This window comes from Corallibacter vietnamensis (genome assembly GCF_039537875.1).
GTDB classification, from domain to species: domain Bacteria; phylum Bacteroidota; class Bacteroidia; order Flavobacteriales; family Flavobacteriaceae; genus Corallibacter; species Corallibacter vietnamensis.
Genome location: NZ_BAABBI010000001.1, coordinates 189,748 through 206,305 on the forward strand (window position 1 = coordinate 189,748; position 16,558 = coordinate 206,305).

The 16,558-nt window shown below is 32.6% G+C and carries 13 protein-coding genes; 6 read left to right on the forward strand and 7 right to left on the reverse strand.

Annotated elements, in window-relative coordinates:
* The first annotated feature begins 19 nt into the window (after window positions 1-19).
* Entirely contained in the window at window positions 20-619 is a 600-nt protein-coding gene (gene yihA, locus ABD690_RS00945) for a ribosome biogenesis GTP-binding protein YihA/YsxC (RefSeq protein ID WP_344726114.1), read from the forward strand.
* 48 nt (window positions 620-667) lie between these two features.
* On the opposite strand, the gene ABD690_RS00950 is transcribed toward yihA, so the two are convergent.
* Window positions 668-1,756: an ABC transporter permease gene (locus ABD690_RS00950; protein ID WP_344726116.1), complete on the reverse strand. Its 1,089-nt coding sequence runs from the start codon at window positions 1,754-1,756 to the stop codon at window positions 668-670.
* Between the two features lie 8 nt (window positions 1,757-1,764).
* The gene (locus ABD690_RS00955; RefSeq protein WP_344726118.1) at window positions 1,765-3,915 is read right to left on the reverse strand and encodes a carboxy terminal-processing peptidase; all 2,151 of its coding nucleotides are present in this window, start codon (window positions 3,913-3,915) and stop codon (window positions 1,765-1,767) included.
* Between the two features lie 154 nt (window positions 3,916-4,069).
* On the opposite strand from ABD690_RS00955, the gene surE reads away from it, so the two are divergent.
* The 3 genes from surE to lpxB are packed head-to-tail and all read left to right on the forward strand — an operon-like array spanning window position 4,070 to window position 6,247.
* Window positions 4,070-4,846, forward strand: coding sequence for a 5'/3'-nucleotidase SurE (surE, locus tag ABD690_RS00960; protein WP_344726120.1), 777 nt, complete (start codon window positions 4,070-4,072; stop codon window positions 4,844-4,846).
* Window positions 4,839-5,123, forward strand: a complete 285-nt coding sequence (locus ABD690_RS00965; protein ID WP_344726122.1) for a hypothetical protein — start codon at window positions 4,839-4,841, stop codon at window positions 5,121-5,123. The genes surE and ABD690_RS00965 overlap by 8 nt, the downstream gene beginning before the upstream one ends.
* 14 nt (window positions 5,124-5,137) lie before the next feature.
* Window positions 5,138-6,247, forward strand: coding sequence for a lipid-A-disaccharide synthase (gene lpxB, locus ABD690_RS00970; protein ID WP_344726124.1), 1,110 nt, complete (start codon window positions 5,138-5,140; stop codon window positions 6,245-6,247).
* Here lpxB and ABD690_RS00975 read toward each other — a convergent pair.
* Window positions 6,224-7,408 carry a DNA cytosine methyltransferase gene (locus tag ABD690_RS00975; protein WP_344726126.1) on the reverse strand — a complete coding sequence of 395 codons (1,185 nt, stop codon included), beginning with the start codon at window positions 7,406-7,408 and terminating at the stop codon, window positions 6,224-6,226. The two genes, lpxB and ABD690_RS00975, sit on opposite strands and share 24 nt — an antisense overlap.
* 110 nt (window positions 7,409-7,518) lie before the next feature.
* On the opposite strand from ABD690_RS00975, the gene ABD690_RS00980 reads away from it, so the two are divergent.
* Both ABD690_RS00980 and ABD690_RS00985 read left to right on the forward strand, forming a co-directional pair.
* Window positions 7,519-8,040 (forward strand): C40 family peptidase, encoded by a 522-nt coding sequence (locus ABD690_RS00980; RefSeq protein ID WP_344726128.1) that lies wholly within the window; start codon window positions 7,519-7,521, stop codon window positions 8,038-8,040.
* Between the two features lie 22 nt (window positions 8,041-8,062).
* Window positions 8,063-10,105, forward strand: a complete 2,043-nt coding sequence (locus ABD690_RS00985) for a ComEC/Rec2 family competence protein (protein ID WP_344726130.1) — start codon at window positions 8,063-8,065, stop codon at window positions 10,103-10,105.
* Between the two features lie 4 nt (window positions 10,106-10,109).
* On the opposite strand, the gene ABD690_RS00990 is transcribed toward ABD690_RS00985, so the two are convergent.
* From ABD690_RS00990 to ABD690_RS01005, 4 genes are all read right to left on the reverse strand, one after another.
* Window positions 10,110-10,658, reverse strand: coding sequence for a thioredoxin family protein (locus ABD690_RS00990; RefSeq protein WP_344726132.1), 549 nt, complete (start codon window positions 10,656-10,658; stop codon window positions 10,110-10,112).
* A gap of 126 nt (window positions 10,659-10,784) precedes the next feature.
* Window positions 10,785-12,566: a peptide MFS transporter gene (locus ABD690_RS00995; protein ID WP_344726134.1), complete on the reverse strand. Its 1,782-nt coding sequence runs from the start codon at window positions 12,564-12,566 to the stop codon at window positions 10,785-10,787.
* A gap of 43 nt (window positions 12,567-12,609) precedes the next feature.
* A complete protein-coding gene (locus ABD690_RS01000; RefSeq protein ID WP_344726136.1) occupies window positions 12,610-14,199 on the reverse strand; it encodes a peptide MFS transporter in 1,590 nt (529 codons plus the stop codon).
* A gap of 36 nt (window positions 14,200-14,235) precedes the next feature.
* Complete coding sequence (locus tag ABD690_RS01005) at window positions 14,236-16,467, reverse strand: S9 family peptidase (protein WP_344726138.1); 2,232 nt, start codon at window positions 16,465-16,467, stop codon at window positions 14,236-14,238.
* Window positions 16,468-16,558: the final 91 nt, after the last annotated feature.

The window sequence follows — 16,558 nt, forward strand, 5'->3', positions numbered from 1 at the left end:
CGTAAAAAAAGAAATCTTCATGGAAATAAAATCGGCTGAATTTGTAATGAGTAATTCTGACGTAGAAAAATGTCCTAAAAATGCATTACCTGAATATGCGTTTATAGGGCGAAGCAACGTTGGAAAATCATCATTAATAAACATGTTAACTAGCCGAAAAAGTCTAGCTAAAACCTCTGGAAAACCGGGAAAAACTCAACTTATAAATCATTTTATAATAAACAAGAACTGGTATTTGGTTGACTTACCTGGTTATGGATATGCACGTGTTTCTAAAAGCTCAAAAAAAACATTTCAAAAGTTTATCACCGAGTATTTCAGCAAACGCGAACAATTAGTTTCTGCGTTTGTTTTAGTTGATATCAGACACAAACCACAACCTATTGATTTAGAATTTATGGCTTGGATGGGAGAAAACAACATTCCTTTCTCTATTATATTTACTAAAGCCGATAAATTAAAGCCTCAAGCTATTGAACGCCATATAGAAGACTACAAGAACATCATGCTTGAAACTTGGGTAGAAATGCCAAATTATTTTGTAACCTCATCTTCTAAAAACATTGGAAAAGATGATGTTTTAAATTACATTTCTAACATTAACCAAAACATAAACTAACAAATTTCCTGTTGTAATAATTGCTTTTTTATTTTTAGAATTACATTCTCAATGCTTCACATCTAGCGCATCTCTTAAAGCATTACCAATCAACATAAAAGCCATTACCAAACTCATAATACAAAAACCTGGGATAAGCGCTAAATATGGTTTTCCTAGAATAATATAGTTGTAGTGATCTTTTATCATAGCGCCCCAACTAGCCATAGGTGGTTGTGCCCCAATTCCTAAAAAACTCAACCCGCTTTCTATCAATATAGCCGCAGCAAAATTGGCTGCTGAAATCACAATAACTGGCGCTAAAATATTAGGCAGTATATGCTTTGTGATAATTCTAAAATCTGTGTATCCTAAAGCTCTTGCCGCAGTAACATATTGCATTTCTTTAACGCTAATAATTTGTCCGCGCACCACTCTTGCCACTTCAACCCACATTGTTAAGCCCACTGCAATAAAGACCTGCCAAAACCCTTTTCCTAGAGCTAATGTAATTGCTATAACCAATAACAAAGTAGGTATAGACCAAGTTACATTTATAATCCACATAATAAATGCATCCCATTTTCCACCATAATAACCTGCTAAACTCCCCATAAAAACACCAACTACTAATGAGATAAAAACCGCCACAAACCCTATAAAAAAAGAAATTCTAGCTCCTACTAAAATTCGGCTTAACATATCTCGACCATACTTATCTGTACCAAACCAAAAGGTTTTTTCTTTTATGACATCATTAGCTGTTACTGTCTTATTCAAAACTACATGTTTCTCAATACCTTGCAATCCATCTGAAGTAAATTCCGTGTAAAAAAGATTATCTCCTTCAAGGCGATAATCTGAAATTGGAATTTCGGTTTGAACATCTTTTTTACCAAAAAATAATTTACTAATACTTGACTGATTAGATTCAATCATTGCAGGCATAGTTAGCATATTCACCGTAAAACCTGGCTTTTTAGAATGTATAGACAAGTGCATCTGGTTTGCATGCTGTGAATTGTCTGGAGCAAATGCATAAGCAAATATTGATATTAACCCAACAACAGTAATAAAACCAAAACTAAAAACGCCCCAGAAGTTTTGTTTGAACTTCAGGAGCGCTAATTGGCCTAATGAGTTTGATGTATGACTCATTGATATTATTAATCTTTGATGTTTGCTACTTTTTTTATAGTATAAGACATTTTTAAATCGTTAAGCACATTTAAGGCTTCTTCTATATAAACATCTTGACTTAAGCTCTGGTGCCAACGTGTTCTTTTTTCTTTAAGAATTGTGTCTTGAACAAATAGGTCTTTTTCGTAAGGCAAAGATTCAAAAGTAAGATTTGTTTTATAGTCAGAAATCTTATCAAAACGTTCAGCTTCTTCTTCGTTTAGCTTTAATGAAGCTTTATATTTTGAGTAATTTAAAGAATGATTTGTTTCATCTATTCTAGTTTTTACCCATTTAGCATTTTCATCAATAAGTTTAAGCTGCTCATTTTTACTCATTCTATTTTTACTATTTTGAATAGCCTTTTCATAGTCGTAGTAATTTTCCCAATTGGTATAATCTACAGCATCTATTTTATCCCAAGGCAACGGATTATCCTGGTCTTTCTCGCCTACATTAATGTAGCTATATCTATCTGGAACAACCACATCACTTTTTACACCTTCTAGCTGTGTTGAGCCTCCGTTAATTCTGTAGAACTTTTGTGTTGTTAACTTTAAAGCTCCTAAATCGCCTTCTTTATTATTTTTTACCATTCGGTTAAGATCTAGCACATTTTGAACAGTTCCTTTACCGTAGGTTTGCTTACTTCCAATAATAATAGCACGCTTATAATCTTGCATCGCAGCAGCTAAAATCTCTGAAGCAGATGCCGACAACTCATTTACCATAATTACCAATGGTCCATCCCAAACTATAGACTTATCAGTGTCTTTTAAAACCTCTTTTGGTTCGCCAGTAGAACGCACTTGAACCACAGGCCCATCTTTTATAAACAATCCTGCAATATCAACCACAGTTTGTAATGAGCCACCTCCGTTATTTCTTAAATCTAGCACAAGCCCTTCAATGTTTTCTTCTTTTAGGCGCTCTATCTCTTTTTTGATATCTGATGCCGCATTTCGTTTTTTATAGTCAGTAAAATCTACATAAAACTTTGGCAAATCAATAACACCAAAACGTTTTCCATCTTTTTCAACTGTTGAAGACTTTGCATACGTTTCTTCTAGCTCAACAATATCTCTAGTGATTTGAATATCTTGTATGCTACCATCTACTTTTTTTACAGTAAGAATGACACTAGTTCCTTTTGGGCCTTTGATTAATTTGATTGCATCATCAAGACGCATACCTACAATATTTACAGGCTGCTCTTCATCTTCTTGACGAACTTTCATAATGATATCACCTACTTCAAGCTCTTTGCCTCTCCAAGCTGGACCTCCAGAAATAAGTTCTACAATCTTGGTATTATCCATACGCTTTTGTAAGCGTGCTCCAATTCCTTCTAACTTACCAGACATTTGTTGGTCAAATCTATCTTTGTCTTCTGGTGCAAAATAAAATGTGTGCGGATCAAATTCTTCAACAACAGCATTTACAAACATAGAAAACCAATCTTTACGTTCAAGGTCATCTACATAATCATTAAAGTACATATTTATTGACTTTAAAGTTTCTGCTCGCGCTTCTTGTTCTATTTCTTCTGTTGTTTTTGAAACAGTTTTATTTTCTGAATCATTTTTTAATGTTCCATCCTTTAGAGCTTTTTGCTCTTCCATTAAGGCGTCATAATTAGGTAAATTGGTAAACTTAAGCTGTTGTCTCCAACGGTCTTTCATTTGCCTTTTGTTTTTTACATAATCTGTTTTTTCATAATCAGAATTAAAATCTTCATCAACAGTATAATCAAAAGGCTTTTCTAAAACCTCTTTATAAATTTCTTTTGCTTCTTCAATTCTCTGAATTAAACGCTCATGAGTAATATTGAAAAAAGAAATGTCATAAACCTTTAATTGATCATCTAACTGATTTTTATATTTTTCAAACTCTTCTATATCTGACTTATAAAAATAACGCTTAAGCGGATCTATTTGATCTAAATAATGAGAGTAAACTTGCTCTGAAAAATCATCATTTAAATCTTTAGGATCAAAATGACCTCGCTCTAAAACATAGGTTATCACTTGAACCAACAATTTATCTTTATCTGGGTTTTCAAAAGTTTTTGCAGTAAAACTACAGGATGCAAATGCTAGTAATAGCAAAAGCAATAATATTTTATAATTCCTTTTCATAATTCTAAAAAAAAGCATGGGTTATTTTTCACTAAATTAAAGAAAAAACCATGCCAATAAAACCAAATGCTACTAATTTTTTGTTAAACCAAAGAATTTAGGTGTTTCAAACATAAAATACGTATTTTAGCAAGACTAAAAAAAGAACATAAATATGGCAAAAAAACCTTTGATTTTAGTAACTAATGATGATGGCATAACCGCTCCTGGAATTAGAGCTTTAATAAGTGTTGCAAAGGAAATTGGAGATGTTGTTGTAGTAGCTCCTGATAGTCCGCAAAGTGGCATGGGTCATGCTATTACAATAAATTCTACATTACATTTAGATCATGTGCATATTGACGATGATTCTAAAAACGAATATAGTTGCTCTGGAACTCCTGCTGATTGTGTTAAACTAGCTATTAATGAAATTTTAGACCGTAAACCAGATATTTGTATTTCAGGAATTAACCACGGATCTAATTCGTCTATAAATGTTATTTATTCAGGAACAATGAGTGCTGCTATTGAGGCAGGCATAGAAGGAATTCCTGCTATTGGTTTTTCTTTATTAGATTATAATTATAATGCTGATTTTACAGCGGCAAAAAAAGTAGCTAAAACGGTCTTAAAAAACGCGTTAAAACACGGAATTCCTAATGATATTGTTCTTAACGTAAACATTCCTAATATCAGTAAAAAAGATATAAAAGGCATTAAAGTATGTAGGCAAGCTAGAGCCAACTGGAAAGAAGAGTTTGACAAACGCCAAACACCTCATGGTAAAGATTACTATTGGCTTACTGGAAAATTTGTAAATTTAGATAAAGGAAAAGATACCGATGAATGGGCGCTAGAAAACGGCTACGTTTCTGTAGTTCCGGTACAATTTGATTTAACTGCACATCACAGTATTCAACAATTAAACACTTGGGATTTTAATGATTAAAAAAGAAGTTTTAACAGGGTTTATCATAGGTATTGTAGCCAATACTGTCGGGTTGTTTTTAGCCAGTATGATATTAGGAAATGACGAAGGCTTTATTTCGGTTTTAAAATCTGCTTCTGCTGAAGGTTTCCTAGGAAAACTTGTTAGCCTTGGTGCTATTTTAAATTTAGGAGCTTTCTTTATCTTTATAAAAAAGAAACAAGACTATCGTGCGCGTGGTGTGCTTTTGGCAACCGTGCTAATAGCTATAGCAACATTTATAATTAAGTTTTTGTAAGATTTAAATAACACATGAAATACTACATTATTGCAGGAGAAGCATCTGGAGATTTACATGGATCTAATTTAATGAAAGCATTACACAAAGAAGATGTTAATGCCGATTTTAGATTTTGGGGTGGCGATCTTATGCAAGCAGTTGGAGGTACTTTAGTAAAACACTATAAAGAGCGTGCTTTTATGGGTTTTGCTGAAGTTATAATGAATCTTTCTAAAATATTTAAAGACATCTCGTTTTGCAAAACTGATATTCAAAACTACCAACCTGATGTTATTATCTTCATTGATAATTCTGGTTTCAATTTACGCATTGCCAAATGGGCAAAACAACAAAACTTTAAAACCAATTACTACATTTCCCCACAAGTTTGGGCTTCAAGAGCTGGAAGAGTAAAAGCCATAAAACATGACATTGATGCTATGTATGTGATTTTACCTTTTGTGAAAGACTTTTACAAAACCTATGATTATGATGTTACTTTTGTTGGACACCCTTTAATTGATGCTATTGCAGGTAGAACACAAGTTGATGAATACACTTTTAGAGCAGAACATGAATTGAGTGAAAAACCTATTATTGCTTTACTACCAGGCAGTAGAAAACAGGAGATTTCAAAAATGCTTTCTGTAATGTTAAATTTAGTAAATGATTATCCTAATTATCAGTTTGTAATTGCAGGAGCTCCAAGTCAAGAATATAGCTTTTACAAACAATTTATAAAAAACTCCAACGTACACTTTATATCAAATAAAACATATGATTTATTAAGCGTTTCAACAGCAGCGCTAGTTACTTCAGGAACTGCTACACTAGAAACAGCCTTATTCAAAGTACCTCAAGTAGTTTGCTATAAAGGTAGCTGGATATCTTATCAAATAGGAAAACGTATTGTCAACTTAAAGTTTATATCGTTAGTAAACTTAATTATGAATAAAGAGGTTGTTACAGAACTTATTCAAGATGATTTCAACTCTAAAAACCTAAAAAAAGAACTTGATAAGATACTTGACGAATATCAACGCACAAAATTTTTCATGAATTATTATGAGCTTGAAAAGAAACTTGGTGGTAAAGGTGCTAGTAAAAAAACAGCCGAATTAATCTTTAAAAGTCTCCTGTAATTCAGGCGCTTCAAACAGCCTAAAATCTGACTCTTTAAATTTAGAACCTTCTAACAACTCGTGAAGTTTTTTTGCAATTGCAAATCCTAATAAAGGCGGTACAGCATTTCCTATTTGTTGGTACTGACTCAAACCTTTTTCCCAACTCATTTTGGTTCGCATTCCTTTAAAAATAAATGTATCTGGAAAAGATTGAAGCCTTGCACCTTCTCTTGCTGTAAAGTTTCTATGTAAAAAAGGATGTATAAAATTACTCTGAAAAGACGCAGCAATGGTAGGCGCAGGTTTGTTTGCATGCAACCGTTGATTGTTTTGAGAAAATACAATTTTTGATTTTTCTTTTGGATTACCTCGCTTCACAGCCGCATGCTCTTGCGAAACATGAGCTAAAGATTCGCCTGCCTTAATTACCTGAAACCTGTTTATTAATCTTTGAGTATGACGCATAGCAACATGATTAAAAACAGACTTGCTTTTGGTTCTCATAAATGATTGGTAAGTATTTGCTTCTTCAATTGGATAAGACATTTTCTCATCTCCTTCAGAGGCTTTAATTTGAGGTAAATCAGAGATAGCTTCCCAAACTGTAACAGGCCTTGAATAAGATTTGTTAGGGAATTCTGGCTTGATATTTAAGTCTTTTCTTATTCCCATCATAATAACACGTTGCCTATTTTGAGGCACGCCATAATCTGAAGCTAATAAAATTTTATAATCTACCTCATAACCTATTCCTGCATTTTCAAATGCTTCTTTCATTAGTTTAATAACTTGACCTTTTTTCATAGATAACAAACCTCTTACATTCTCCATAATAAATGCTTTAGGCTGTAAATCTTTCACCACTCTAACAAACTCATAAAAAAGCTCGTTTCTCGGGTCGTCCTCAACTTTATTTCTGTTTTTATTAGCTAGAGAAAAGCCTTGACATGGAGGTCCTCCAACCACAACATCGATAGATTTTCCTGAAACAATATCCTGTATTTGCTTGGTTGATATGTCTCTTAAATCCTTTTGAATAAAAGGAACATTGGGAAAGTTATGCGTATATGTTTTTTCGCAATTTTCATCTATATCACTTGCTAATACTGTGCTGTAATTTGCCCATTTAAAACCTAATCCCAATCCGCCACATCCAGAAAACAAGTCAATAACATTCATAAACATCAATACATTTTATGAGGTAAATGTAATTGTTTTTTAAAATAATCCCAATCAACTTTTTATAATGTTATATCATTTTTAATAACAAAATTGTTTATTTTCGAGCCATGCAAAAACTGGTTTTATTATTATTTTTCTGTTTATGTTTATCGTCTTGTAAGTCTACAAAACAAGGTAAATCAACTTCTAAAACAAGGACAACAAAAACAGTTACCAAACCTACCACAAAGCACTATTCAAGTTCAGCTGAAGCTGATAAAATTGTTAAGTACGCTAAACAGTTTGAAGGTGTAAAATATAAATATGGTGGCACTACTAGAAAAGGTATGGATTGTTCTGGACTGGTAAACACAGCCTATAAAAGTGAAAATATTTTGTTACCTAGAACTACCGGAAGTCTTGCTACTCATGGTAACTGGATAGATTTAAAAGAAGTTAGAAAAGGTGACTTGGTGTTTTTTGCTACAAGAAAAAATAGTCGGTCAGTAAACCATGTTGGTATTGTTACTAGCACACGTACTGGTTATGTTGAGTTTATTCATGCCTCAACAAGTAAAGGCGTTATGATTTCTTCATTATCAGAACGTTACTGGTACTTTGCTTTTGTACAGGCACGCCGCGTATTATAATTTTTTTCTGTAACTTACTATTGTGAAACTTCTTGATTTTGCAATAGTTAAACTAGCTTTTTGGTTAATTGCTGGTATTTTAGTGGGATATTATTCAACAATCTCGCTTGATGTTTCTTTGCTATTATCAATCACTCTTATCATCATACTTTTTGTTATTTATCAAACAAGTTTGCGCGCTTTTAAACCAACTGTTTGGTTTGGATTAGTATCATATCTTGCTATGTTATCCATAGGCATACTCACTGTAAACATCCATAATCAAAAGCTTTATAAAAGTCATTACTCAAGTATTTATGATTTTTCTAAAACTAGTACATCAAACATTTATGTAACTATACGAGAGGTTTTAAAACCTAACACTTACAATGCTAGATACATTGCTAAAATCAACAGAATAGATACAACTAAAGCAGTTGGCAAAATACTTTTAAACATCGCTTTTGACAGCAGTAAAAACACACTAAATGTAGATGACAAACTCATTATTAATGCCAATTTACAGAAACTAAAACCTCCTAAAAATCCGGATCAATTTAATTATAAAGCCTATTTAAAAAAGCAATATGTTTACGCTCAAATATATAGTGACAATAATCACACTCTTATTATAAGTCATAATACATTCTCTATTTTAGGATATGCAAATAGAGTAAGACAGTTTGTTAATAAAAAATTAGAAACATTTGATTTTTCTAAAAATGAATTAGCCGTAAATAATGCGCTATTACTGGGTCAAAGACAAAACATTGACAAAGCGCTTTATCAGGATTATGCTAATGCTGGCGCTATTCATATTTTAGCAATTTCAGGACTTCACATTGGTATTATCCTGTTTATGCTTGAGTTTCTTTTTTCTTTTTTGAACAGAGGTAAGCATGGCAAACTAATTAAAGCTTTTTTAATTGTTACTATTCTTTGGTTGTTTGCAATCATTGCAGGGCTGTCACCATCAGTGGTTCGAGCCGTGACTATGTTTACCGCAGTTGCTATTGCCATTAACTTAAATAGACCGCATAATATTTTCAACACTCTTGCTATATCGGTGTTTGTTTTGCTATTGTTTAAACCTATGTTTTTATTTGAAGTAGGTTTTCAAATGAGCTACCTTGCTGTTATTGGTATTGTTACCATACAACCCTTGCTCTACAACCCTATAAAAACAAGATTTTGGTTACCAAATAAGGTGTTTAATTATGCTACGGTTTCTATAGCTGCTCAAATAGGTGTTTTACCTATAAGTTTATATTATTTTCATCAATTTCCTGGTTTATTCTTATTGACAAATATGGTAATCATTCCCTTTTTGGGCTTTATTTTAGGGTATGGATTTATTGTTATAATAATGGCTACATTAAACATACCCAAAAACATTATCACAAATTTTTATGGTGACATTATAGACGCTATGAACCTATTCTTTAAATGGGTAGCACAACAAGAGTCGTTTTTATTTAAAGACATCTCAATAAATGGAATTTTACTCTTTGTTTGTTATTTACTCATCATAGCTTTTGTTAGGTATTTGACGATAAAGACCTTTAAGCGTTTAGTAATATGCCTTGTTGCAATCATCCTATTTCAATCTACCCTTATATTCAACAAATTTCAGCATGAAACAAGCGATGAATATATCATCTTCCAAAAAAGCAAACAGAGCGTACTTGGTTTTCAAAAAGGAAAACAGTTAAACATTTATTCCAACTTAAAACAGCCTATTACAAAAGAAACAATGCTAACAAAATATGCTGTAAGTAATTTTATAACAACTGTAAAGGCTGACTCTTTAAAGAATGTTTATTCAATAAACAATAAAACCTTATTAATCATAGACAGCCTTAACACTTACCAAATAAAATCTTTTACGACAGATTATATCCTATTAAGAAACTCCCCTAAAATACACTTAAAACGCGTCATAGATTCATTAAAACCCAAAACAATCATTGCTGATGGAAGCAATTATAAATCGTATGTAACTAGATGGAAGGAAACGTGTAGAAAAGAAAAACTCCCATTTCATTCTACTTATGAAAAGGGAGCTTATATTTTTAAGTTAGACTAAATATCTAATTTGAGAATTCAGGCTTAAAATCATCGGCATAAGCAGAAAAATCATTTTGTGTCTTGAAATTTACGTGGTCATCATTTTTAAACAATTTCAGGTATAACTCTAACTGTTGTGGAGTTCTGTATCCTATAATTGGAGCCAGAAGGTCGCCTTTTTCATCCAAGAATAAAATTGTTGGGTACGATCTAATTCCAAAATATCTTGACATCTCATGCGGAGAATTACGCCTGTTTTCTTTTGCAGGATCGTAACTTGGATTTTTGAATGTTCTATCTTTAAAGTTTATTGTTTCATTTCCTTCAGCATTAAACTTTACTGCGTAGTAATGCTTATTTACATAAGCCACTACATCTTTATTTTTAAACGTGTTTTTGTCTAGCATTTTACAAGGTCCACACCAATTTGTATAAGCATCCATCATAATCTTTTTAGGATGTTTCTTTTGAAGCTTAACAGCCTCTTCTAAAGTCACCCAATTTATCTCTTGAGCAATGCTGCTAACAGGAATTAAAAAAATTAATGTTATAATATAAAGTATGTTTTTCATGCGGTTTGAATTTATAAACAATTAAAAATTATTAGCTCCACTATTGGTTGCAAAACCTATGCCTAACTTACAAAAAACACTCCAAAAAATGGAGTGTTTAAGTTAATTTTAAAAAATATACATTGATTAACGTACACCATGCATTAAGCGTTTAAGCAGCGGATTTAATACTATAGCAACTAATCCTGCGCCTATTGGCACTAGTGTAAATATTAAGAAAAAGGTACTCAACGAATATGTTTCAGAAATTTTATCAATCATACCTCCCATAGTTCCGGCTGCTTTTTGTCCTACTGCAATGGCTAAATACCATACTCCAAACATAAAACCAATCATTCGAGCCGGTACTAGTTTACTTAAATAAGATAGTCCTACAGGCGAAATACAAAGCTCTCCCATAGTATGAAATAAATAGGCCATTATTAAAAATATCATACTCACAGATGCCGTTTTTGCTCCTGAAGGAATATCGCCTGCTCCATAAGATAAGAATGCAAATCCTAAACCTAATAATATTAATCCTATACCGTATTTCATTGCTGCACTAGGATTGTATTTACTTTCCCACCATCTTGAGAATAATGGCGCAAGTGTAATGATAAAAAATGAATTTAATATTCCGAACCAAGTTGCTTCAACCTCATTTCCATCTTGTGAAAATTTATCATTCAATCGGTATAAAACTAAAGCCCATAAACCAATAAAAGCTACTGCCAAAATAATGTTTGACAAACCAATTCGTGAGAATGTTTTTTTAGCTAAAAGTATTAATACCCATGATATAATTATTAAAGGAACTGTCGTTAATAATGCGTCTATTACTTTAAACACCATAGCCGAACTACCAACTAGAGTCCTATCTGTATAGTCGCGTGCAAATAGTGTCATAGATCCCAACGATTGCTCAAAAAAGGCGAAGAAAAAGACTGTAAAAACACCAAAAATAGACACCGCAATAATACGATCTCTAACCACAGGTATATACCTAGCAATTCTGGTAACTAATAGCACTAAAAACAAAACTAAAGCCGCTAACACAACCACATTAGAACCACTTAATCCGCCTATTTCAAAAGGCAACATATTAAGGTCTCCAATTTTTTCCATTGGATCATTGAATAAATATAATAAACCTCCAATTGCAGATAAAGTCATTAACACTTTATCAAACATAGTAAAAGGGTTTAATTTTTCTTCAGACTCTGCATCATGTGCCTTAGGAGCTTCTTCATTAATATTTTGTGGTAATTCTACTTCGTGAACTTTTGTTGGTTTAGCTCCTATACTTCCAAAAAGGCTACCTGCTAACCAAAACTGTAACATACCTAATAGCATGAAAACACCTGCAAGTCCAAAACCATAAGACCACCCAAAGTTTTCTGCTAAATAGCCACATAGCATCATACCAAAAAATGCACCCGCATTAACTCCCATGTAAAATATTGTATAAGCGCCATCTTTTTTAGACTCTTTCCCTTTATACATAGTAGAAATAATAGATGTAATATTTGGCTTAAAAAAACCTGTACCTATTACCAATAATGCCAAACCAAAATAAAATGAAGCAGTTGTTTCAAAAGCCATTGCAACATGCCCAAGTGTCATAATTACACACCCTATAACGACTGCTATTCTATAACCTGTAATTTTATCAGCTATCCAACCGCCTAAAATTGGTGTTAAATATAAAAGTGATGCATAAGTACCTATTAATGCTAATGCATGCTCTCTTGGCCAATCCCAACCAGGATTTTCACTCAACATCGGCGCCGTTAAAAATAGTACCAAAAGAATTCTCATCCCGTAGAATGAAAATCGCTCCCACATTTCAGTAAAGAATAACACAAACAATCCTGCAGGATGCCCAATTACCTTATCTTTAAATAAATTTTCAATATCCGTATTCATATAAATTTAGTTAGTTAAAAATAGAATTAGATTCAAAACATTTCTATTTAATACCATGCATTTTGCGTTTAATCATAGGTGTTAATACTAACATAATTAAAGCTGCAGCTATAGGTATAACAGTAAAAATCAGGAAGAAAACAGATAGACCATACTCTTCTGAAATTGGATCAATAAAACTTCCTGTTAAACCTCCTAATAGGTTAGCTACGAAATTTGAAACAAACCAAATCCCAAACATCATACTAACTAACTTGATTGGCGCCAATTTACTAACATAGCTCAACCCTACTGGTGATACACAAAGCTCTCCTAACGTATGCAACAAATATGCAAACACTAGAAACATTAAACTAACTGATGCTGTTTTTGCTCCTTCTGGAATATTCATTGCTCCATATGCTAAAACACCGAAACCTAAACCAACTAAAAGTAAGCCTATAGCAAACTTTACTGGTCCTGACGGATTAAATTTACTTTCCCATATTTTAGAAAACACGGGTGCGAATAGAATAATAAACAACGAATTTAATACAGAGAACCATGATGCAGGAACTTCGCTTGTGTCAGCATCAAATTCTCTTTTTAACATCCATAAAACGATTCCCCAAATAATAACAAAACTTAATCCCAACCAAATATTAGACTTTGCATACGAACCAAATGTTTGCTTAAAAAGCAGGAACAATACCCAGCTAATAACAAACATAGGCACTAAAGTAATAATAGAGTTAACAATTTTAAATGTCATTGCAGCACTTCCCTCTAAAGCTCTATCTGTGTAATCAGCAGCAAAAATAGTCATAGAACCACCTGCTTGTTCAAAAGCCCACCAGAAAAACACGGTAAACACAGCAAAAATACCAATAACAGTCATTCTATCTTTTACTACGCGAGATGATTGAGCTTCATCTTTAACAGCTTCTATATTTTCTTCTAAATCTTCTATAGAGTCTTCTACAACATCATCAAGATCGTTTGTTTTTTTAGGTTGCAGCCCTATATTTCCAAATATTTTTTGCGCAAAATAAAATTGCAACATACCTATAAACATAAAGATACCAGCCAAACCAAATCCATAGTGCCATCCTACTTTTTCTCCTATATATCCACAAAGTAAAATTCCTAAAAAAGCTCCTGCGTTAATTCCCATGTAAAAAATAGTATATCCAGCATCTTTTTCTTTCCCTTGTGTTTTATATAGTTGCCCTACCATAGACGAGATATTAGGCTTAAACAAACCGTTTCCTAATATTAAGCATAATAACCCTAGGTAGAAAAACACTGACGTAATGCCTTCTAGTGCCATAGAAGCATGCCCTAAAGTCATAATAAATGCACCTAAAACAACTGCTTTTCTATAGCCTAAAAGTTTATCAGCTATAAAACCACCAATTATTGGAGTTAAGTAAACCAATCCTGTATACCATCCATAAAGCACCAAAGCATCAGCTCGCTCCCATTCCCAGCCACCATCAATCACTGTTGTTACTAAAAAAAGCACCAATAATGCGCGCATACCATAGTAGGAAAATCGCTCCCACATTTCAGTAAAAAACAATACAAATAATCCTGACGGATGGCCTAAAACAGTCCTTTGATTAATTTCTGAACCTCCAAATTTAAATTCCATATTTATAATTATTAGTTAGTAGTCTATTAGTTAGTATTATCCTTTTATTTCTGATTTCACAGATTCTTTCGTTTTAGGTTTTTCTATTTTATCCCCTAAAGTTTTATCTATAAAATTTGACATTTTTTTATACAAATGCAATCTTGTGTTTCCTCCGTAAATACCGTGATTTTTATCAGGGTAAATCATCCATTCGAATTGCTTATCTGCTTGAATTAAAGCCTCAACCATTCGCATAGTGTTTTGTACGTGCACATTATCATCGCCTGTACCATGAATTAACAGAAAATCACCTTTCAACTTATCGACATGATTAATTGGTGAATTTTCATCATAACCACTCGGATTTTCTTGAGGTGTTGTCATGTATCGTTCTGTGTAAATAGAGTCATAAAATCTCCAGCTTGTTACTGGCGCTACAGCGATAGCCATTTTAAAAACATCATTACCTTTAAACAAAGCATTGCTACTCATAAAGCCACCGTAACTCCAACCCCAAATTCCAATTCTAGAAGCATCAATGTAAGGAAGCTCTCCTAATTTTTTTGCGGCTTGTATTTGGTCTTCTACTTCGTATTTTCCTAATTCTTTTTGTGTTACTTTTTTAAAGTCTGCCCCTTTAAATCCTGTTCCGCGACCATCTACACAGACTACAACATAGCCTTTTTGTGCTAAATATTGATACCAATAATCGTTTGCACTATTCCAACTATTTGCAACACTTTGAGAGCCTGGTCCAGAATATTGATACATAAACAATGGGTACTGCTTTGATTCGTCAAAATCAGCTGGTTTAATCATCCACATATTTAAATCGTTTCCGTTTACATGAATGGTACTAAACTCTTTTTTTGATGTTTTATAGTCTAATAATTTCTCTGACAGCTTATCGTTGTCTTTTATACTCTTTATTAAGCTTCCTGATTTAGCACTGTTTAAAGTATATTCTGGTGGTGTTGAAGCACTTGAAAATGTGTTTATAAAATAAGAGAAATCAGCACTAAAAGATGCTCTATTGGTTCCCTCACTTTTTGTTAAACGCTTTTTGTCACGTCCGTTTAATTTTATAGAATAAACATCTCTATTAATAGAACCATTTTCTGTAGATTGATAAAAGATTCTGTGTGATTTATCATCATAACCATAGTAGCTAGTTACTTCCCAATTACCCTTGGTAACCTGATTAATTAACGCGCCATCTTTATCATAATGATATATGTGATTGTAACCATCTTTTTCGCTTGTCCAAATAAAGCTATTATCCTTTAAGAAAGTTAAATTATCAGTAACATCAATATAGGCTTTATCGGTTTCGGCTAAAGCTAATTTTGCTGTATTGGTATTAGCATTTATCATCCATAAATCTAATGCATTTTGATGACGATTCATGTAATGAGCACTTAACACATCTGCATCATTTGTCCATTTTATTCTAGGAATGTAAAAATCACTATAAGCTTTATCTACTTTTACTTCGGCAGATTTATCAGATTTCACATTGTATATATGTAACGAAACAACCGCATTAGCTTCTCCGGCCTTTGGGTATTTAAAAACATGTTGCGTCTGGTATAAAGCCTGACCATAAACATCCATAGAAAACTCTGGTACATTTGTTTCATCAAAGCGTATAAAGGCTATTTTATTGCTTGCTGCATTCCATTCAAAAGCACGAACAAAACCAAATTCTTCTTCGTAAACCCAGTCTGTAATACCATTGATTATTTTATTCTTCTCTCCATCTGATGTAATTTGCGTAGTCTTTCCTGACTCTAAATCTTTTACAAACAAATTATTATCATAACCGTAAGCTACTTTTGTGCCATCAGGAGAAAAGGTTGGTTCTTGAATTTTCTCTTCTGCAACCAGTATAACTTGATTGTTTTTTGTGTTATAAATGTAGTATTTACCTAGTGTTGAGCGTCTAAAAATAGACTCAACATCTGTAGCTAGTAATATTTGAGTTTCATCATCACTAAATGTATAGTTCGTGAAATATTTTATAGCTTCAATATCTTTTGAACTAACTAATGTTTTTACTTTTTTCAAAGTTTTGTAATCATATACGTCAACTGTTGTTGAGCCTGAAGCTCGGTCAAAGTTTAAAACAGAATATTGCTGGCCATTTTTCATAGAATGCAGCGCATCCATACGTTCCATTCTAAAGGCTCCTTGCCATATCTCTTCTAATGTAATTTCTTTATTTTGAGCTGATGTTAAAGTAGTTGCTAAAAAGCAAAAGATGAAGATGTGTTTGATTATTTTCATTAAATAATATCTTTTATACAAAATGATGTCAAGTTTACTAAAAATTATGCAAAAAACCGTATTTATTAACAGTTAAATAAGCATTTGTAGG

Coding starts and splice junctions, on each gene's coding strand:
- ABD690_RS00950 (WP_344726116.1), bottom strand. CDS start 1,756: ATGAGTCATACATCAAACTCATTAGGCCAATTAGCGCTCCTGAAGTTC.
- ABD690_RS00990 (WP_344726132.1), bottom strand. CDS start 10,658: ATGAAAAACATACTTTATATTATAACATTAATTTTTTTAATTCCTGTT.
- yihA (WP_344726114.1), top strand. CDS start 20: ATGGAAATAAAATCGGCTGAATTTGTAATGAGTAATTCTGACGTAGAA.
- ABD690_RS00995 (WP_344726134.1), bottom strand. CDS start 12,566: ATGAATACGGATATTGAAAATTTATTTAAAGATAAGGTAATTGGGCAT.
- ABD690_RS00955 (WP_344726118.1), bottom strand. CDS start 3,915: ATGAAAAGGAATTATAAAATATTATTGCTTTTGCTATTACTAGCATTT.
- ABD690_RS00980 (WP_344726128.1), top strand. CDS start 7,519: ATGCAAAAACTGGTTTTATTATTATTTTTCTGTTTATGTTTATCGTCT.
- ABD690_RS01000 (WP_344726136.1), bottom strand. CDS start 14,199: ATGGAATTTAAATTTGGAGGTTCAGAAATTAATCAAAGGACTGTTTTA.
- ABD690_RS01005 (WP_344726138.1), bottom strand. CDS start 16,467: ATGAAAATAATCAAACACATCTTCATCTTTTGCTTTTTAGCAACTACT.
- lpxB (WP_344726124.1), top strand. CDS start 5,138: ATGAAATACTACATTATTGCAGGAGAAGCATCTGGAGATTTACATGGA.
- ABD690_RS00975 (WP_344726126.1), bottom strand. CDS start 7,408: ATGAATGTTATTGACTTGTTTTCTGGATGTGGCGGATTGGGATTAGGT.
- ABD690_RS00965 (WP_344726122.1), top strand. CDS start 4,839: ATGATTAAAAAAGAAGTTTTAACAGGGTTTATCATAGGTATTGTAGCC.
- surE (WP_344726120.1), top strand. CDS start 4,070: ATGGCAAAAAAACCTTTGATTTTAGTAACTAATGATGATGGCATAACC.